The following is a 19,953-nucleotide window of genomic DNA, read 5'->3' as shown; positions in this document are numbered from 1 at the left end:
ACACCATGTCGATCTACATCAACAAAGACACCAAGGTCATCACCCAGGGCATCACGGGCAAGACCGGTCAGTTCCACACCGAAAAGTGCCAGGAATACGCGAACGGCAAGAACGCCTTCGTGGCCGGCGTGAACCCCAAGAAGGCCGGCGAGTCGATCTTCAACATCCCGATCTACGCCTCCGTCAAGGAAGCCGCCCAGCAGACCGGCGCCACCGTGTCGGTGATCTACGTGCCGCCCGCTGGCGCCGCTGCCGCCATCTGGGAAGCCGTCGAAGCCGACCTGGACCTGGCCGTCTGCATCACCGAAGGCATTCCGGTCAAGGACATGCTGGAAGTGCGCAACCGCATGAAGGCCAAGGAAGCAGCCGGTGGCAAGAAGACCCTGCTGCTGGGCCCCAACTGCCCCGGCCTGATCACGCCCGACGAGATCAAGATCGGCATCATGCCCGGCCACATCCACCGCAAGGGCCGCATTGGCGTCGTGTCCCGCTCGGGCACGCTGACGTACGAAGCTGTGGCCATGCTGACCGAAGTGGGTCTGGGTCAGTCCAGCGCCGTCGGCATCGGTGGTGATCCGATCAACGGCCTGAAGCACATCGACGTGATGAAGGCCTTCAACGACGATCCCGACACCGACGCCGTGATCATGATCGGCGAGATCGGTGGCCCGGACGAAGCCGAAGCGGCCATGTGGTGCAAGGCGAACATGAAGAAGCCCATCGTCGGCTTCATCGCCGGTGTGACCGCCCCTCCCGGCAAGCGCATGGGCCACGCCGGCGCGCTGATCTCCGGTGGCGCCGACACGGCCGATGCCAAGCTCGCCATCATGGAAGAGTCGGGCTTCATCATCACGCGCAACCCGTCCGAACTGGGCAAGCTGCTCAAGGCGCAGCTGTAAATCGGCGCTGAGGCCGACGTGAAAAAGGCAACGCTCGCGTTGCCTTTTTTCTTGGGTGCGACAGAAACCGTCGCGTCAGCCTCTTCCTGCACTTGATGCGGCGCGGTGAATGCAACAAAATGCAACGCTCATGCGCCCGGCGATTGTGCCGACACCGTGACACCCCTCCACGCCGTTTCCGGCGTGGATCGCCCCAACGGTCTCCTCATGCCAACAAGGTCGGGAATTGTCCAGCACCCCTGAACGCACGCAAGCCATGCCACCGAGCGCTCACCGCCGGGGCTGGCGTTCGGACGCGCTGATTGGCCTGGCGGTGGTCGCGGGCGTCCTGGCGCTGCACGCGGCCACTGATCTGTTCAGTGGCCTGGAGCGCCGCTTCTACGACTTCGCCAGCAGCCACAACCCGCGTGCGCCCAGCGACCGCATCGCCATCATCGCCATCGATGACCAGAGCATCGCCAACATCGGTCGCTGGCCCTGGCCGCGCGAGGTGCACGCGCAGCTGATCGACCAGCTCAAGGCCGCAGGGGCCAAGACGGTGGCGCACACAGCGTTGTTCTTTGAACCCCAGACCGAACGAGGCCTGGACAGCCTGCGCGCCCTGCGCACGCAGATCGAGGGCGGCACGCTGACCGACCTGGGTCCGATGTCGCGCGAGAGTCTGGTCCGCACCATCTCCGAGGCGGAGCAGCAGCTCGATTCCGATGGCCGCCTGGTGGCCAGCATGGCGCGGGCAGGCAACGTGATCGTGCCCTCGGTGTTTGAACTCGGTGAGCCCCTGGGCCGGCCCGACCGGCCGCTGCCGGCCTTTGCGCAGAAGGGCGCGCTGGTGGACGCCACCGGCTTCGGTTTCCCGGCCGCACAGTCGCAGCAGCCCATCGCTGCGGTGGGCGAGGCCGCCGTGGCCGTGGCCCACCTCAACCAGTTGCAGGACAGCGACGGCGCGGTGCGGCAGGAGCCGTTGTTGCTGAGCTTTGATGGCCACGCCGTGCCCAGCATGGGGCTGGCGGTGGCGGCCCACAGCCTGAACCTGGGTCCGCAGGACCTGCGCCTGCTGCCCGGCGAGGCGGTGCAGCTCGGGCGCCAGCGCATCGACACCGATGAGCTGGCGCGCGTGCTGCCGCAGTTCTACCCGGACCGCGGTGGGCGCCCCGCGTTTGCGGTGGACAGCTTCTACGACGTGGTCTCGGGCAAGATCCCGGCCACCAAATACGCCGGCAAGATCGTGATCGTGGGCGCCACTGCTGCCGGTGTGGGCACCGTGTTCACCACGCCCGTGGCGGCAGCCATGTCGCCGGCGGTGATCCTGGCGCACATCAGCTCCAGCATCCTGCAGGGCCACTTCATCGCCCAGCCGGTGTGGGGCGGCATCGCCGTGGCGGCGCTGGTGCTGGTGGTGGTGGCCTATCTGTTGTTCGCGCTGCCACGGCTGTCGGCCGCCCGTGGTGCCTGGGTGTCGGGTGCGTTGTTCGCGGCCATGCTCGGCACGGAATTCGGCCTGCTGGTGTCGGCGGCCCTGTGGCTGCCGCTGGTGTTCCCGGCGGCGCTGCTGCTGACCGGCCACCTGGCGCTGGTCACGCGCCGTTTCGGCGTGACGGAAGCGCGCAAGGTGGCCACCGATGCCGAGTCGGCCGAGACCAACCGCATGATGGGCTTGGCGCTGCAAGGCCAGGGCCAGCTCGACATGGCCTTTGACCGCTTGAAGCGTGTGCCGCACAGCGAGGCGCTGAGGGACAACCTCAAGCAGCTGGCGCTGGACTTTGAGCGCAAGCGCCAGTTCAACAAGGCGCAGGCGGTGTACGAGCACATGGTCGGCCTGGACCGCGCCGACGCCGATGTGCAGCAGCGACTGAAGCGGGCGAAAAACCTGTCGGAAACCGTGGTGCTGGGCGGTGGTGCATCGCATCCGGGCGGCACCTTGCTGCTCTCGGGCGGCGAGATCGAGAAACCCATGCTCGGGCGCTACCAGGTGGAGAAAGCGCTGGGCAAGGGCGCCATGGGGGTGGTGTATCTGGGGCGGGATCCGAAGATCGGCCGCCAGGTGGCGATCAAGACCCTGGCGCTCAGCAGCGAGTTTGAAGGCGGCGAGTTGACGGACGCCCGCGAGCGCTTTTTTCGCGAAGCCGAAACCGCGGGGCGCCTGCAACACCCCCACATCGTGACCATTTTTGACGCCGGCGAAGAGCACGACCTGGCCTACATCGCGATGGAGTTTCTGCGCGGCCAGGACCTGGTGCCACACACGCAGGCCGGTCGGTTGCTGCCGGTGGCGACGGTGCTGCGCATCGGCGTGCAGGTGGCGCAGGCGCTGGATTACGCTCACCAGCAGAACGTGGTGCACCGGGACATCAAGCCCGGCAACATCATGTACGACCCGGCGTCCGACAGTGTGAAGGTGACGGATTTCGGCATCGCCCGCATCACCGACGCCAGCCGCACCCGGACCGGCCTGGTGCTGGGCACGCCCAGCTTCATGTCGCCCGAGCAGCTCGCCGGGCAGCGCATCGACGGCCGCTCAGACCTCTATTCGCTGGGGGTGACCTTGTTCCAGCTGTTGACGGGTGCGCTGCCCCTGAGGGCCGATTCGATGGCCGCGCTGATGTACCAGATTGCGAACAAAATCCCGCCCGACGTGCGCAGCCTGCGACCGGAACTGCCGCCGGCCCTCACCGATATACTGGGCAAAGCCATGGCCAAGGCGTCGAAGGACCGCTACCAGACCGGTGCCGAATTCGCGACCAGCCTTCTGGACATGACGGGACAGGATCTGGCCCAGACATCGCCCCAAAGCCGTGACACGCGCGCGTGGGACAGCACTCAAGCCTTCGAGAAAACGCTGATCACACCTCGCTCTCCGCAGGTTTAAGCGAAAAGTTCCATGCCCACCCGACGATCCGTGACAAATGTCGCCAATGACGCCCAAGTTGTGCGCCGTTTCAAGTTATAAAACCGATCAGCATGATCTTTGAGTACTACAGCCAGACGGACCCCGGCCTCATTCGTGAAAACAACGAAGACTCGGTCGCGCTCGACACCGTCAACCAGGTGGTGGTGCTCGCGGATGGCATGGGCGGCTACAACGCGGGCGAGGTCGCCAGCGCGATGGCCACGAGTTTCATCCACACCGAACTCGGGCGGTGGATGAGCGAAGGCGGCCTGGATGCCAATGTGCGCGAGATCAAGCGCGCCATGGAGATCTGCGTCGACAACGCCAACCGGTCGATTTTCAACGCCGCCAACTCCAACCCGCTGTACGCCGGCATGGGAACCACCCTGGTCATGGCCGTGTTCCAGGGCGCCCGCGCGATGGTGGGCCATGTGGGCGATTCCCGCTGTTACCGCTTGCGGGGTGGCACCCTGCAGCAGATCACCCGCGACCACTCGCTGCTGCAGGAGCAGATCGACGCGGGCCTGATTTCTGTCGAGCAGGCGCAGTACGCGACGCACAAGAACCTGGTCACGCGCGCGCTCGGCGTGGAAGACACGGTGTTGCTGGAAGTCAACGAATACCGGGTGGAAGACGGCGACCGGTACCTTTTTTGCTCCGACGGCCTCAGCGACATGGTGTCCGACGAGCGCCTGGCAGCGGTTCTGATGGAAGATGCGCCTCTCGAACACATCGGGCGTGCTTTGATCGATGCCGCCAATGGAGGCGGCGGTCGCGATAATATTTCGGTGATACTGGCGACGGCCCGCGCCAAACCGGTGCGCAGGGGGTTGTTGTCTCGTATGCTGGGGCAGCAGTAGTTACATAGAATTATTTCTTCAGGTTCCACAGGAGTCGGCCATGCCGAAAATGATCGTTTCCATCGATGGCGTGGTCATCAAGGAAGTGCAGCTCACCAAAGACCGCACCACCCTCGGTCGCCGGCCTTACAACGACATCGTGATCGACAACCTCGCGGTCAGCGGCGAGCACGCAGTGATGCAGATGTCGGGCGCCGAGGTGTTTCTTGAAGACCTCAACAGCACCAATGGCACCTACGTCAACGGCAAGGCGATCAAGAAGCAGCTGCTGCAAGGCGGTGACACGGTCGAAATCGGCAAATACAAGATCAAGTTCGTGAACGACGGCGCGTCGGACAACCACGAAAAAACCATGGTCATCAACGCCGGGGCCGTGGTCGGTGCACAGGACCTGCCCTCGGTGGGCAACGCCGCGATCAAGGTGATGTCGGGTGCGGCGGCCGGGCGCGAAGTGCCCTTGGTCAAGGTGGTCACCACCATCGGCAAGCCGGGCGTGGCCGTCGCGGCCATCACCCGCCGTCCGCATGGCTACGTCGTGGCGCTGGTGGAAGGGGCGGTCAAGCCCACCGTGAATGGCGTCGAGCTCAACTCCGAGGCCGTCAATTTGCGGCACGGCGACATGATCGAGTTGGCCGGTACCCAGATGCAGTTCGTGCAGCTGTGATGAGCGCCCGCGTGCGGGCACCGTCGCAGGACTGATCGCACGCTGTCCCCTTTCCTCATGCAGGCCCTGAGCAGACACGGTCCGCGCATCGCCGTCACCCTGCTCCCCCTGATCTTGGCGATCCTGCATGCCGTGGGCGTGATGCCCATGGGGGTGTTGCAGCGCCTGGACGACATCATCTACGACGCCCGCCTGCGGGCCACCATGCCGGGCACGCTCGACCCGCGCATCGTGATCGTGGACATCGACGAAAAAAGCCTGGCCGAGGTCGGCCGCTGGCCCTGGTCGCGCCACCACATGGCGACCATGGTGGACACCCTCTTTGAGCAGCAACACATTGCGATGCTCGGGTTCGACACCGTGTTCGCCGAGATCGACGACAGCTCCGGTTTGCGGCAACTGCAGCAACTGGCGCGGGGTGCGCTGGCCGGTCAGCCGGGATTTGTCGAGCAGGTGAACGCGCTGCAACCCAAGCTGGATTACGACAGCCGGTTGGCCCAATCGCTGCGGGGTCGGCCGGTGGTGCTGGGGTATTACTTCACCAGCGACCGAGAGGGCCGCACCAGCGGCGTGTTGCCCGCGCCGGTCATGGGCGCCGAGGCGCTGGGCGGCCGCACCATCCGCAGCACGCAGTGGAACGGCCACGGAGCCAACATCGCTCCGCTGGCCCAGGCCGCGCCGCTGGCGGGCTTCTTCAATGCCGTCCCCAGCAGCAGCGACGGCGTGGTCCGGACCCTGCCCATGCTGGCCGAGTACCAGGGTGCGTATTACGAGTCCCTGGCGCTGGCCATGTTTCGCCTGCTGACGGGACGCCCGCAGGTCGAGCCCGGGTTTCCGGCGCAGGGATGGCTGGGCCGCGACTATGGGGCACTCGAAAGCATCCGGCTGAGCCAGGGTGGCACATCGATGCAGATCCCGGTCGACGACCGCCTGACCGCGCTCGTGCCCTTTCGCGGCGCCGGGGGGCCTCGCGGGGGCTCGTTCCGCTACGTGTCCGCGAGCGACCTGCTGGCGGGGCGCGTGGCGCCGGGTGAGCTCAAGGACAAGATCGTGCTGGTGGGCACCACGGCGCCCGGCTTGCAGGATCTGCGCGTCACGCCGCTGAGCGAAACCTACCCCGGCGTCGAAACCCATGCCAACCTCATCGCCGGTCTGCTCGACGGCCGTCTGGCAACCCGGCCGGACTACGCCATCGGTTACGAGCTCGTGGTGCTGGTGCTGGCCGGGCTGGTGCTCGCGCTCGCGCTGCCCCTGCTCAGCGCCGCGCGCGCCGTGGCCTTGAGCGTGCTGGTGGTGACCGTGGTGCTGGGGCTCAACACCTGGCTCTACCTTGCCCATGCGCTGGTGCTGCCCGTGGCCAGCACGCTGGTCATGGCCGGGTTCGCGTTCGCGCTCAACATGAGCTATGGCTACTTGGTCGAGAGCCGCGCCAAGCGCGAGCTGGCCCAGCTGTTTGGCACCTACGTGCCGCCCGAGCTGGTCGACGAGATGGTCAAGGACCCCGACAGCTACAGCATGGACGCGTCCACGCGCGAACTCACCGTGATGTTCTGTGACATGCGCGGCTTCACACAAATCTCCGAGACCATGCCGCCCACCGAGCTGCAGGGTCTGCTCAACACCGTGTTCAGCCGCCTGACCCGCATCATCCGCAGCCATCGAGGCACCATCGACAAATACATGGGCGATTGCGTCATGGCGTTCTGGGGCGCACCGGTCGAGACCCCCGACCACGCCAGCCTCTCAGTCCAGACCGCGCTCGACATGTCCGAGGCCATCCAGGCGATCAACCGGGAGCGTGCTCAGGCGGGCCTGCCCGCCATCGGCGTGGGGGTGGGGCTGAACACCGGTGAGATGTGTGTGGGCGACATGGGCTCCGACGTGCGCCGCAGCTACACCGTGGTGGGCGATGCGGTGAACCTCGGCTCGCGCCTGGAAGGCCTCTCGAAGCTCTACGGGGTGGACATCGTGGCCAGCGAATCGACCCGCCGCCAGGCACCGGGTTTTGTCTGGCAGGAGCTGGACCGGGTGCGCGTGAAAGGCAAGGCCCAGGCGGTGGCGATCCACACGCCCTTGTGTACCCGCGAACACATGTCCAGCGCGCTGGAAGACGAGCTTCGCGAGTGGCAAAAAGCCCTGAATGCCTGGCGCGCGCAAGACTGGGACGCCTGCGACGTGCATCTGCTCAACGTGCAGCGCCAGAATGCCAAAAAAGTCCTTTACCGGCTTTATGCCGAGCGGGTAGCCTCCATGAGGTTGTCACCACCTGCCGCAGGTTGGGACGGCTCCGCCACTTTTGACACCAAATGAGCCGGCCTCTGCGGCGCATCACCACACAAAGCTGCACATGAGGGTTCGGGTTCTGGGCTGCTCCGGCGCCATCGCACAAGGCTGCCGCACCACGTCTTTTCTGCTGGACGACGACGTGCTCATCGACGCCGGCACCGGTGTCGGCGACTTGAGCCTCGACGAGATGGCCGCCGTCAACCACGTGCTGCTCACCCACTCCCACCTCGACCACGTCGCCAGCCTGCCGCTCATGCTCGACGCCGTGGCCGCGCTGCGCCTGGCCGCTGGTGCTCCACCGCTGCAGGTGCACGCCCTGCCCGGCACCATCGACGCGCTCAAGGTGCACATCTTCAACAACCTGATCTGGCCCGACTTCTCGGCCATCCCCAGCGCCGACACGCCGCTGATGCGCTTCAACCCCATTGCCGTGGGTGAAACGCTGCAGGTGGGCGGCAAGCGCATCGAGGCGCTGCCCGCCGTGCACACCGTGCCGGCCGTCGGCTATGCGGTGGACAGCGCCAGTGGCCACTGGGTTTTCAGTGGCGACACCGAGCGCAACCCCGCCTTCTGGCAACGCGTCAACCAGCTCAAGGTCGCCCTGCTCATCATCGAAACCGCCTTCAGCGACCGCGAAAAAGAGCTCGCCAAGCGCAGCCTGCACCTCGCGCCCAGCACCCTGGCCGAAGAGCTCGACCAGATCCAGTGCGACCACCGCTTCCCGATCTACATCACCCACACCAAGCCGGCCGAGACCGGCCTGATCATGGAAGAAATCCGCCGCTTCGACCAGACGCCGAACCGCGAAGCCGACGTGCGCCACGACATCCGCTGGCTCAGCGCCGGGCAGACCTTCGAGCTGTGACAAAAATTGTCCCGGACGCGATGACTGACAAAAATTGTCTGTGACGCGAGCTGACAGAGGACACAAATCGTCACACGCAGGGGGGCAAGCGTGAAAAAGCACTCAAAAACACCGCCATTTCCGCCTGGCACGCTCTCTGCTGAGAAGTACTCGTCCCCAACCCACAAACCCCTCTAGGAGTTGTCTCAATGAAGCGTTCCATGCAAAAAGGTTTCACCCTCATCGAACTGATGATCGTGGTGGCCATCATCGGTATTCTGGCTGCTGTTGCTCTGCCGGCGTACCAGGACTACACGATCCGCGCTCGCATCACCGAAGGTCTGTCGGTGGCAGCCGATGCGAAGGCCCAGATCGGCACGAGCGCCACCACGGCGACCGAGCTGACGGCATTGGCCACTTCCTGGAATGCTCAGAATGGCAGCACGGGCGCCTCCAGCAAGTACGTGACCAGCGTGTTGATCAGCGATACCACGGGTGAGATCACGGTGACCTACAACAAGGACAACGTGGGCTCCATTCCTACTGGCTCGACGCTCAACCTGAAGCCGTTCATGGCCGTGGGCAGCACCTTCGTGGCACTCGACGATGCGCTGGATGCCACGTACTCGGGTGAGACCGGCGCCATCGACTGGGCATGTGCTACGGCGTCCAACGGTGTGGCAACGGCGCGCGGCATGGACGCTGGTCTTACCGCAGGCAGCCTGCCATCCAAGTTTGCGCCCAGCGAATGCCGCTAAGCGGTTCGCGATGAGCTGACGCAGCTTATTCGTTTAAAAAGAGGACGCTGTCAGGCGTCCTTTTTTTTGCCTGTATTGTGTGAAGACTCAACTCAACGTCTGTATTACGTCAAATGTCAATAATTGCCTCACTTTTCGCATGAGGTTGACAATTATTTGCGATGCGCCAGAAGTTTGTGAGAGAAATCACGGTAATCGGTGTTTTTTGATTGGCATGACATTTGCTCCAACGATTGCAACGCGGTGCAAATTTAAGAGGTGCATATGAAGCAGAAAATCGCTCGAGGTTTTACCCTCATTGAGTTGATGATTGTGGTGGCAATCATTGGCATTCTGGCAGCGGTGGCGTTGCCAGCGTATCAGGACTACACCATCCGCGCTCGTGTTGTCGAGGGGATGTCGTTGGCGTCTGACGCGAAACAGATCGTCGCTACCGCAGCACTGACGCAAGTCGAGTTGGCCGCGATGTCGATAACGTTCAACTCAGGTCAAGGCAGCGCAGGCCTGGTGAGCAAATATGTTCAGAGCGTTCAGATAGATGGAACAACGGGTGAGATCGCGATCACCTTCAATCGGGAAAACATTGGCGCCATACCAGATGCCGCCACTTTGGCGCTGAAGCCTTTTTTGTCGGTGGGCAGCAGCTTTGTGCCTCTGGAAACGGCGCTTGCCGCCGCATATTCGGGAGAAACGGGGTCTGTGGACTGGGCTTGTGCGTCATCTGCCAATGGAGTCGCGACGGCACGAGGTATGACGATCGCTGTGCCTTCAAATCCGTTACCATCCCGTTTCGCCCCCAGCGAATGCCGCTGATTGACATCCAGCGTCTTTTGGCTGTTCTAGGCCAGACCAGACTAGACCAGACCAGGGCTGAATCGGCAGGCGCGGTCGGTAAAAAAACATAAGTGAATACGACAGCTACCAGCTTTTTCAAGACCTTAGGCGCGCGAGCACGGGCAGCGGGGCTCCACTTGCTGGCGTCGTTATCTCTGGCCGGGGTGGTGGCTGTACTGGTTTTTTGGTTCTGGTATCCAGGCCACTATCGACTTCTGGCGGGTGGCTCAGAATTGTTCACCCTTGTCATGGTGGTGGATGTTGTCATGGGTCCGTTGCTGACATTCGTCGTGTACAACCGTGCCAAGGGGGTTCGTCATCTTCGGCGCGACATCTCGGTCATTGCGCTGCTTCAGATGCTCGCACTTTCATATGGGCTTCACGCCATGTACATGGGTCGTCCCATCGGCTTGGCGTTCGAATTTGATCGTTTTCGTGTGGTGTCAATGGCAGAAGTCGTCGCCGCCGAGCTGCCTCAAGCGCCGTCAATGTTTCGCCGATTGCCGTTGAACGGCCCGATGCTGTTTGCTGTGAGGAAAGCCACCACCTCGGAAGAGCGTGCCGAAGCGCTGAATGTCTCGATTTTCCAGGGAATCGACAACGGCCAGCGTCCCAAGTTCTGGATCCCTTATGACGAACAGGCGCGCGCCCAGGCGGCGGCGGCGGGGCGGCCATTGGGCGCTCTTATTTCAAAATACCCTTCCTCCAAGATCGCAGTCGACCGGATATGGGCTGCAATGCCGACGCAGGACGATCGCGACGGACTGCGATTTTTACCTGTTCGTGCCAAGCACGATGCGGTCGTGGTATTGACGCACGATGGCGGGATTGTCGAGTTTCTTCTTTACGACGGTTTTTTCTGATGCGACAACAGACGCTATTGGCTGATCAGCCTTTTCAATCTCGCATGGGTTGGATAAAAATTGGGTTGGCGTTGATTGCTTTCATCCTGTTGAACGCAATTTTTCAATATGTCGCCATCCGTTTTGGATATAAGCGGTATTTTATAAATGCCGAGATTCTGGTTGCAGTGCTCGCTTTCAGCTTGAGGTGCCGATCGATTGGGTTGATGCTTTTCCTTGCCGCTGTCGGATTGGAAATCATGCTGGGTCTCACTGGCGTGTTTCATTTTATGGATGTGCGGGAGGCGTCGGATATGGCAGAGTTCGCCTTTCTCGCCCGAACGGAATACCTGATCAGCTTCGTTGTCTTGATTGCGCTGGCGATCGCTTGCTTCTGGGCCACGGGCAGATTTTTTGGCGAATTTCGACCTAATCAAGTGGTGTTGATGCTGTCATTTTTGGGAGTTGGACTGACGTACTCCCAATGGTCTCTTTCCGAGGACAATGGGAACTTCTTTACACCTGTTCACGCCAGCCGAAACACGCTTTGGTTTGGGAGTTCAGCCTTCATCTTGAAGGACTCACTTGAATTGAACAGGGTGAAGCAAGCGGCCAGTGGTGATCCAGATATTGAGTACCACCGTATTCGGCATCCTTCGGCGGCGAATTTCGCCATCCAAGAAATTCCATCATCGCAAAGAATACTATTTGTGATCAGTGAGGCGTGGGGGTTGCCAAAAAATTCCAAAGTGCTGGAAGAGAGTATTCAAGCACTTCGCAACAGCCCGAATGTCAAAGATCTTGAGGTGCAAGGTGTTCACGCGCGCGGCGCGACCGCCGCAGGCGAGTTGCGTGAGCTTTGTGGCCTGATACCCAGCCGAATGAACTTAGGGAAAATGACGCCCGAATTGATTGGTGAGTGTCTACCGCAGAGGCTGAAAAAACAAGGTTATAAGACGGTGGCTGTTCACGGGGCAGAAAGCTCCATGTACCGAAGAAGCCGGTGGTACCCGTTGCTAGGGTTTGAACAGATGATTTTTAAAGGCGACATGCCTTCGGCCGACACAGATTGTTATTCCTTCCCCGGGTACTGTGATAAAAACATCTTCCCGGTGGTGAGCGATCAACTGAAACAAGGCAAGGTGTTTGTTTACTGGTTGACACTCAACAGCCATATTCCCTACGACCGTCGAGATATTGTGAATTACCGCAAGGGTCTTTGCGGTGAATTTTCAGCTGCAAATGAAGGTGAGCTACTCTGCAACTATCAGAACCTGCATACCCAATTTTTTGAGGGGTTCGCCAAGCTCATTGAGGATGAAGCCTTGCGGGGTGTGAAGGTAGTGGTGGTCGGTGATCATCCCCCCATCTTCTACGACGACGAGGCACGTGGGCGATTTGAGGCTGAGCAGGTGCCCATGCTGCACTTCACCGTGAAATGACTGAACCGACTGTCAGGGTTGAGGGTTTGGCGAGCAAGGGTCATGGTCATTGGGTGTTTGCGCTCACTGGCTTCGCCGTCCTCAGCTTGATGTTTCAGTGGGCTTCGCTCCATTTTGGCTTCAAGCGCTATCTCCTGAGCGCGGAGATGCTGATGGCCCTGCTGCTTTTTGTGATGGGGCTGCGGTGGCTGGGGATCGGATTGTTCCTGGCCACGGCTGGCCTTGAGATGGCACTGGGAGCCACAGCAGTGTTTCGCTTGATCGATATCGGTCAGGTCCTGGACATTGCGGAATACCTCTTCGAGGCAAGGGTGTCCTATCTCATGATGTTGGTTCTGCTGCTGGTATTTGCTGCGACCAGTTTCTGGATCGCAGCCAGCCGCCTGAAGGGCGCGCGCTGGGTGTGGCTTCCGCTTATTGCGTCTGTTCTGATGTTGGTTCAGTGGCAACTGTCGTTTGCGAAGGCAACGTTCTTTTCGCCGCCGTTTGCCGAGAGAAATGAGTTGTTGTTTGGCAGTTCTGCTCTGTTTGTTCACCGGACGCTGGAAGAAAACCGTCGGCGGCATGTCCATATCGGGGCAGATGCCGAGAGCGCAGAATATTTGCCGATTGCACACCCTTCCGCATCCAGTTTAACCTTGGGTGAACGACCTACCTCACGACGCATTCTGTTCGTTGTTGTCGAATCCTGGGGACTACCCAAGGACTCAGCATCGATAGAACAGCAAATTCATGCACTTCGTACCAGTGACCGCGTACGGAACTTCAAGTTGTTGGATATCGATGCCGTGGGTACAACCGCTGCTGGTGAGTTACGTGAACTTTGCGGACGGATGCCGACTAGATTAAATTTTCGTCAGATGACTCGGGAGACTGTGGGTCTATGTTTGCCGGCAAGACTGGCAGAGCAAGGATACAAGACAGTTTCACTGCATGCGGCCTTCGGCGCCATGTATCGACGACTGCTCTGGTACCCAGTACTTGGTTTTGGCGAGTCCTTGTTCAGGGAAACATTACCTTTTAAGGGCACGCAATGTCACTCCTTCCCCGGCTATTGTGATCGAGATCTGTTTGGTGTGGTACAAGAGAAAATGCAAAAGGACAAGGTGTTTCTCTATTGGCTAACCTTGAATTCCCATGTCCCATATGATCGCCGCGATATCGCCAAATATCGTGGCGATCTGTGCGATTCGGCATTTGGGGTGAATTATAGTGAACAGCTTTGTAATTATCAAAATTTACATGTGCAGTTTTTTGAGCAATTGACCAAACTTATAGAGAGCGATTCTATGCGAGGGGTGGAGGTGGTTGTGGTAGGGGATCATGCACCCTTGTTCAATGGTGCTGATTCGCTTAAGCAATTCTTCGCAGACAAGGTGCCCGCATTGCATTTTTCGGTGCTATGAGTTCACGCGCCTTCAATAGCAAGCCTGCAAGATCTCGGCATCTAGCATCTAATTTGAGATGTTGAGTTTGATCATGTTGCTTCCTGCATCGAGCAGGTATCGCTGACTGCCTCGCGTTGATTTGCCCTTGGCAGATGCACCAATCTGCTGCAAGTGATTCTCCTCGTTTCCTCTCGCGACTCAGTGTGACTGGTGCAATTTTATTAGCTACATGCAATGCATTTGAATACCCGGACGGCCAGCGCGACTCAGGATCGCTCTCTGTGCGCTTTCCTGATGCTTGCCATCGCGATACTCACGATGTTCGCGCTGTGGACGGCATCGGTACGGCATTTGCATATTGATGAGCCGCACAATGTATTCACCATGCAACTCGTGATGGCATGGAGCGATCCTGGTGCCGGCAATCCTGTGGATTTGCACCATGTTATCGGTGGACTGATCACCCGGAGTTTCCCTAGTGCCAGTCAACACTATCTAGTATTGCGCCTTATTTTTTCCATGATATTCGTGTTTACGATGCTCGGCGTTGGCTTTGCTCGACCAATCACTGCGCCAGTAGATACCACATCAAGGGCCCCTCAAACCTGGTGGATTCTGGCTCCCGCGACGATAGCCTTGACCATGGGCTCAGTATGGTTGCACGGATTCGAAATCCGACATGATCTTTTTCAGGCTGCTGGCGTTGTAGCGTTTGTCGGGTTGATCCGTGCAGCATCGAGACGACCCTACGGGTGGGGCGGCCGGTGGCTTGCTGCCCTGATCGTTGTGATCATGCAACTCACTTCGCACAAGGCTTTCACTCTCTGGATTCCCGCCATGCTGTTTCTGGCCTTCGTCGCGGGACGACACAGTGAAAATCGCGATGGGTTCTCGGCGAGGTGCTTGTCCTTGATTTTTGAGTTGGGACGGCTGGCCATAACCTGTGTGGCCGCAGCGCTGGCAGGCCTGAGCATCATGGCTGCAGCCGGATCTCTCTATGCCTACTTGGACAGGTTGCGAGACTTTACCAACTACAGCACCACATCTGATCGATTTTCATCATCACCGGCTTTTGAAACTGCTCTGATTTCCTCTCCAGTTGCAACCATGCTCGCATCCATTGCGATTGGTTCCGCAATCGTCCGATTTTCGCGTCAATGGAAGGTGTCTTGGCTACGCGCCATTGACACTATGCCGGTTAGTGTCGTGATGCTCCTTGTTTGTATCATGGCACTGGAGGTTAATCCGAAGCCGTTTTCCTACAATCTGGTGTGGCTGTCTGCAGGAATTGCTGTAGCAGCAGCCGAAGGACTGCAATCCTTACTCGACCGCTGGTGGCAACACAGAATTCTGGTCGTGATACTTCTTGTGTCAGCTTCCACTGTTTCGTTGGCTAGGATCACAGGCGCCCATTGGGCGACCCAGACCATGCATGAACAAATGCTGACGATTGCTGCAGTGGAGGCTCTTACTGAACCGCACGATACGGTACTGGATGGCACCGGTCTTGTATCCAGTCGGAAGGCTCCTACCAGGGACTGGATACTGCACTCACTGTTCATGAGCGACTATCGGAAACGAAAGAGAGAACAATTCGCGGACGTTATTGAACGGGAGTTCCCTCCAGTGATTGTCCGTGGACACTATCGATGGGCATGGTTGCTGCTGAGAGATAAGAATGCGGCTGACGCTTGGTACAGACCAGTTTCTCCAACCCTGTGGGTTTTAGGTTATGATTTGGACAGCCCGAAGGATTCGACAGTTGAAATCAAACGGGTTGGTCGGTACGAGATATCAGGCGCTACCCAACTCGACGGAAATCCAATTTCTGATCCTTTTGTTCAACACCTCCAAGCGGGCGCTGTGCAACTCAGCGGGGTGGGCGCAGTGACGGTGCGCTGGATCGGTCCAACACTTAAAACCTTAAAAGATGCAGAGTTGCCACAAACCAAGCGGCTGTACTTGAACCCAAGCGCTCCACTACTGCAGTTTTTGCCAATCGCGCTCTAAAGAAGATCTGCACAATCTCGGCTCCAGCGCCCGATGTGAGACTGCCTAAAAAATGGGCTTTCGCGAATGCCCCGCACTGGACCGTCATTCCCGTCACCGTTCCGCCTCAAATGGCCCACTCTTCCCCCCCCGCTTCTCCATCAACCTCAACCCGCTGACCGTCATCTCCCGGTCCACCGCCTTGCACATGTCGTAGATGGTGAGCAGGGCCACGCTGCAGGCGGTGAGGGCCTCCATTTCCACGCCGGTCTGGCCGGTGCATTCGGCGGTCGCGCGGCACAGCACGCTGCTTGAGCCTTCGTCCATCTCGAACTCCACCGCCACGCGGGTGAGTGCAATCGGGTGGCAGAGCGGGATCAGGTCGCTGGTGCGCTTGGCGCCCTGGATGCCGGCGATGCGGGCGATGCCGAGCACGTCACCTTTCTTGGCATTGCCGCTCTGGATCAGCGCCAGGGTGGCCGGTTCCATGGTGATGTGACCTTCGGCCACCGCCACGCGGTGGGTGCTGGCTTTGGCGGACACGTCCACCATGTGCGCCTGTCCCTGGGCGTCGAAATGGGTGAGCGGGCTGCTGGCGGAGGGGGTGTCGGGCATGGTGGGCATTCTTTGCGCGGTCTTTACAGAAACCTCTGGGGCTTGGCGGCATCATACGGGGATGCATCTCAGTCCTTTTCTCCTGCGCCCACTGGGTTCGCGGCTGGCGTCGGCGGGTTTGCTGCTCGCCGCGCTGGCGGCGGTGCCAGTGTCTTTGTCTCACGCCCAGAGCACCGCGCTGCCCACCCTGGGTGATGGTTCGGGCATGTCGATCGCGGCGGAGAGGCGGCTGGGCGACAGCATCGCCCGCGACATCTACCGAGACCCCGACTACCTCGATGACCCGGTGCTGGTCGACTACCTGCAGTCGCTCTGGCAGCCGTTGCTGGGCGCGGCGCGCGCACGCGGCGATGTGCCGCCCGAGTTGTCGGAGCGCCTGGCCTGGCAGCTGGTGATTTCGCGCGACAAGCGGGTCAACGCGTTTGCGCTGCCGGGCGGTTATCTGGGCGTGCACCTGGGCCTGGTGGCGGTGACCGACAGTTCGCAGGAGCTGGCCAGTGTGCTGGCGCACGAGCTCAGCCACGTGTCGCAGCGCCACATCGCGCGCATGCTCTCGCGCCAGGAGCAGCAGGCGCCTTGGCTGCTGGGGGCCATGATTCTCGGCGTGCTGGCGGCGCGCGCGAACGCCGACGTGGCCAACGCCGCCATCGCGGGCAGCCAGGCGGTGTCGATGCAGTCGCAGCTCAATTTCTCGCGCGACATGGAGCGCGAGGCCGACCGCGTGGGCTTCGGCGTGCTGACCACGGCGGGTTTCGAGGGGCGCGGGTTTGTCACCATGTTCGACAAGCTGCAACAGGCCGCGCGCCTGAACGACGACGGGTCGTTTCCTTACCTGCGCAGCCACCCGCTGACCAGCGAGCGCATGGCCGACATGCGCTCGCGGCTGCCGCTGGCCGACGCGCCTCTGGCCGCCGGCCCCCGTGTGGGCGCCGCGCCGTTGTCGGCCGCCGCGCCGCCGCCGGCGTTGCACGCACTCATGGCGGCGCGGGCCCGCGTGCTCGCGGAAAACGCGACCGAGCGCCAGCGCGCCTGGTTGCAGGTCGGGCAGGGACCCAAAGCCAGCCCGGCCGATCTGTATGCGGCCGCGTTGTCGGCCCACCGCCTCGGCCAGGCGCCGCAAGCGCTGGCGCTGGCGCAGCGCTTGCGCGACGGCGCGCCGGCCGCCACCCAGGGCGTGGTGGACCAGTTGCAGCTGGAGATCTTGCTGGGGCCGAAGGCCCGGGGGCTAAACGACGGCCTGCTGGCGTCGCTGCGCGACCGGGCGCTGACCGGCAGCACCCGCGCCGACCTGTTGCTGGGTGCCCAGGCGGCGCTGTCCACGCCCGCTTCACCGAATGCGGTGGCCCGGCTGCAGCAGTGGCTGGTGGTGAACCCGAAGGACGCGCAGGCCTGGCAGACCTTGTCGCGCCTTCAGGCGGCGCAGGGCCAGCGTTTGCGCTCGGTGCGCTCGGAGGCCGAGGCGCGGGCCGCACAGTTTGATTTTGCTGGGGCCGCCGACCGCTTCAAGGCCGCGCAATCCTTGTCGGCGGCGGAGCGCAGCGCCGACGCGATGGAGCTGGCCATCGTCGACGTGCGCCGGCGCGAGGTGGAAGAGCAGTTGCGCGAATCAGCGCGAGAGAACTGACTTGAGCGCCATGTCCACCAGCAGCATCAGCGCCGAGTAGATCAGCGAGCCCAGCAGCGCGGCGCCAAAGCCGTTGACGTGGAAGCCGTCGAGCACGCTGGCGGCGGCCCAGAACAGCAGCGCGTTGATCACGAAGAGGAACAGTCCCAGCGTGATCACGGTCACGGGCAGGGTCAGCACCACCAGCACCGGGCGCAGCAGGGCGTTGAACAGGCCCACCACGGCGGCCGCGATCAGGGCCGATGTGAAGCTCTGCACCTGCACCCCGGGGTAGAGGTAAGCGACCAGCAGCAGGGCGCAGGCCGACAGCAACCATTTCAGTAGGAGTTTCATGCGGTCAGCATAGCACCGGGACCCCGGAGGCCACAAAAAAGGGCGGCCACCCGAAGGTGCCGCCCTGTGTTTCGGAACCGCTGTGTCGCAGCGGCCCGGTGCACGCGCCCTCAGGCGCTGGCTTCTTCGTCGGCTGGTTTCTGGCGCGACGCAATGGCTTTGCCGATGGCCAGCACCAGCAGCGCGCCAGCGATGTGGGCGGTCCAGTACAGCGTGTCGGAAATGACCGCCATGCCCTGCGCGTCCACCGTGCCCAGCTTGGGCATCCAGGTCCACTTGTCGGGGGTGACGAAGGCGGGGTCGGTCACCAGCATGCCACCCGCGATCCAGCCCAGCAACATGCCACCCAGGGTGATGATCATGGGGAAACGCGCCATCAGCTTGATGACGACGGTGCTGCCCCAGACGATGATGGGGATGGAAATCAGCAGGCCCAGCACCACCAGCAGCGTCGAGTGCTCTCCGGCGTTCTGCGCGGCGCCGGCGATGGCGATCACGTTGTCCACGCTCATCACCAGGTCGGCCACGATGATGGTCTTGATGGCGGCGAGCAGCTTGTCGCTGCCCTGGATGTCGCCGTGGCCGTCTTCATCGGGCGCCAGCAGTTTCACGCCGATCCAGACCAGCAGGATTGCCCCCACCAGCTTGATGAACGGCACGCTGAGCAGCGTCATCGCGAACATGATCAGCACCACGCGCAGGATGATGGCGCCGACCGTGCCCCAGATGATGCCCTTGGTGCGTTGCGCGGGGGGTAGCCTGCGGCAGGCCAGCGCGATCACGACCGCGTTGTCGCCGCCGAGCAGGATGTCGATGATAATGATCTGTCCCAGGGCGACCCAGAACTCGGGTGATGTCAGGAATTCCATGTGGTCCTCGTGTGGTTGTTGTCCGGTCCTGACCAGGGCCGCGTAGCAGTCGCTCGCGGCTCGCTTCACGCACGGTGGTGTCCTTGCAGCAGCAAACACCAACGCCAGGGCAGGCAGGCCTTGATCGGCCCGGGTGGGCCTATCAAAGGTCTTGCTCAGTCGGGTGACGGATCACCTGACTCGAACCGCCGGAAGCTTGGGGCTTCGTGTTGACGACGGCTCGAACGGCTGGATGGGAGGGCCGTGCTGGCCCGCCACTCCCGCCGGAGAGCTACTCCCCTTCGAGTCCGGCGATTGTAAGGGCCCCCACCTGTCCGTGGCTGTCGTTGGAGATAAGCACTTTCCACAGCACCGCCGGGGACCTCGTGGCGAGTCCCTGTGCGCCTCAGGGGTGGGCACGCTGGCTATGATCGCCCTCCCATGGCCGGCATCCACATCACCGACATCGAAGCCGCGATCAACTTCTGGCGTGAGCGCTCACCCTCGCCCGAGGGTATGGCCTTGGGGTCCGAGCTGCGTGCGCTGGCGCAGGTGTACGCGCTGATGGTGTATTTCCGCGAAAGCGAGGCAGACGAAAGCTCCATGCCCGGCCCGGCGCGCGAGGCCTGGCTGGCGTGGTTTCAGAGCACCCCCGACACGCCCTGCATTGCCATCTGCTCGACCAGCCAGGGCGACGACACCTGCAAGGGTTGCGGCCGCAGTTTCGACGAGGTGCAGCATTGGACCGTGATGAGCCCGAGCGAAAAACGCGTGGTCTGGCGCCGTATCACGCAAGAGGCCAGTGCTTGGCGCTTCAACCGCTACCGCGAGCGGGCGCGG

The 19,953-nt window shown here is 61.6% G+C and carries 17 protein-coding genes; 14 read left to right on the top strand and 3 right to left on the bottom strand.

From position 1 onward, the window contains the following. Positions 1–5 precede the first annotated feature (5 nt). From sucD to IV088_RS16355, 12 genes are all read left to right on the top strand, one after another. Entirely contained in the window at positions 6–899 is an 894-nt protein-coding gene (gene sucD, locus IV088_RS16410) for a succinate--CoA ligase subunit alpha (RefSeq protein WP_236962847.1), read from the top strand. A 256-nt stretch (positions 900–1,155) separates the two neighbouring features. Beyond that, positions 1,156–3,765 carry a serine/threonine-protein kinase gene (locus tag IV088_RS16405; RefSeq protein ID WP_291104304.1) on the top strand — a complete coding sequence of 870 codons (2,610 nt, stop codon included), beginning with the start codon at positions 1,156–1,158 and terminating at the stop codon, positions 3,763–3,765. A gap of 92 nt (positions 3,766–3,857) precedes the next feature. Continuing rightward, on the top strand, positions 3,858–4,646 hold the full coding sequence (locus IV088_RS16400) for a Stp1/IreP family PP2C-type Ser/Thr phosphatase (RefSeq protein WP_291104302.1): 789 nt from the start codon (positions 3,858–3,860) through the stop codon (positions 4,644–4,646). Positions 4,647–4,686: 40 nt separating this feature from the next. After that, positions 4,687–5,310, top strand: coding sequence for an FHA domain-containing protein (locus tag IV088_RS16395; RefSeq protein WP_291104300.1), 624 nt, complete (start codon positions 4,687–4,689; stop codon positions 5,308–5,310). A gap of 57 nt (positions 5,311–5,367) precedes the next feature. Continuing rightward, positions 5,368–7,620, top strand: coding sequence for an adenylate/guanylate cyclase domain-containing protein (locus IV088_RS16390; protein WP_291104298.1), 2,253 nt, complete (start codon positions 5,368–5,370; stop codon positions 7,618–7,620). Between the two features lie 37 nt (positions 7,621–7,657). Further along, positions 7,658–8,461, top strand: coding sequence for a 3',5'-cyclic-nucleotide phosphodiesterase (locus IV088_RS16385; RefSeq protein ID WP_291104296.1), 804 nt, complete (start codon positions 7,658–7,660; stop codon positions 8,459–8,461). 188 nt (positions 8,462–8,649) lie between these two features. Further along, positions 8,650–9,198: a pilin gene (locus tag IV088_RS16380; protein ID WP_291104293.1), complete on the top strand. Its 549-nt coding sequence runs from the start codon at positions 8,650–8,652 to the stop codon at positions 9,196–9,198. A gap of 264 nt (positions 9,199–9,462) precedes the next feature. Next, positions 9,463–10,011, top strand: coding sequence for a pilin (locus IV088_RS16375; protein WP_291104291.1), 549 nt, complete (start codon positions 9,463–9,465; stop codon positions 10,009–10,011). A gap of 92 nt (positions 10,012–10,103) precedes the next feature. Further along, complete coding sequence (gene tfpZ, locus IV088_RS16370; protein WP_291104289.1) at positions 10,104–10,895, top strand: TfpX/TfpZ family type IV pilin accessory protein; 792 nt, start codon at positions 10,104–10,106, stop codon at positions 10,893–10,895. Then, complete coding sequence (locus tag IV088_RS16365; protein WP_291104286.1) at positions 10,895–12,316, top strand: sulfatase-like hydrolase/transferase; 1,422 nt, start codon at positions 10,895–10,897, stop codon at positions 12,314–12,316. The genes tfpZ and IV088_RS16365 overlap by 1 nt, the downstream gene beginning before the upstream one ends. Next, positions 12,313–13,722, top strand: coding sequence for a sulfatase-like hydrolase/transferase (locus IV088_RS16360; RefSeq protein ID WP_291104284.1), 1,410 nt, complete (start codon positions 12,313–12,315; stop codon positions 13,720–13,722). Before IV088_RS16365 ends, IV088_RS16360 begins: the two co-directional genes overlap by 4 nt. A 216-nt stretch (positions 13,723–13,938) precedes the next feature. After that, the gene (locus tag IV088_RS16355) at positions 13,939–15,714 is read left to right on the top strand and encodes a hypothetical protein (protein WP_291104282.1); all 1,776 of its coding nucleotides are present in this window, start codon (positions 13,939–13,941) and stop codon (positions 15,712–15,714) included. Between the two features lie 93 nt (positions 15,715–15,807). Here IV088_RS16355 and moaC read toward each other — a convergent pair whose 3' ends face one another. Beyond that, positions 15,808–16,308, bottom strand: coding sequence for a cyclic pyranopterin monophosphate synthase MoaC (gene moaC / locus IV088_RS16350; protein ID WP_291104280.1), 501 nt, complete (start codon positions 16,306–16,308; stop codon positions 15,808–15,810). Positions 16,309–16,369: 61 nt separating this feature from the next. Here moaC and IV088_RS16345 point away from each other — a divergent pair, with 61 nt between their 5' ends. Further along, positions 16,370–17,932 carry a M48 family metalloprotease gene (locus tag IV088_RS16345; RefSeq protein ID WP_291104277.1) on the top strand — a complete coding sequence of 521 codons (1,563 nt, stop codon included), beginning with the start codon at positions 16,370–16,372 and terminating at the stop codon, positions 17,930–17,932. Here the strand turns inward: IV088_RS16345 and IV088_RS16340 are convergent. After that, positions 17,915–18,265, bottom strand: coding sequence for a phage holin family protein (locus tag IV088_RS16340; protein ID WP_236962867.1), 351 nt, complete (start codon positions 18,263–18,265; stop codon positions 17,915–17,917). The two genes, IV088_RS16345 and IV088_RS16340, sit on opposite strands and share 18 nt — an antisense overlap. A 110-nt stretch (positions 18,266–18,375) precedes the next feature. Beyond that, positions 18,376–19,134 (bottom strand): TerC family protein, encoded by a 759-nt coding sequence (locus IV088_RS16335; protein WP_291104275.1) that lies wholly within the window; start codon positions 19,132–19,134, stop codon positions 18,376–18,378. A 420-nt stretch (positions 19,135–19,554) separates the two neighbouring features. Between IV088_RS16335 and IV088_RS16330 the strand changes: the two genes are divergently transcribed. Then, on the top strand, positions 19,555–19,953 hold a 399-nt coding region (locus IV088_RS16330), incomplete at its 3' end, for a DUF3717 domain-containing protein (RefSeq protein WP_291104273.1).

Source organism: Hydrogenophaga sp. (assembly GCF_018780075.1).
GTDB lineage: Bacteria > Pseudomonadota > Gammaproteobacteria > Burkholderiales > Burkholderiaceae_C > Hydrogenophaga.
This window is presented reverse-complemented; position numbering and strand designations above follow the sequence as displayed.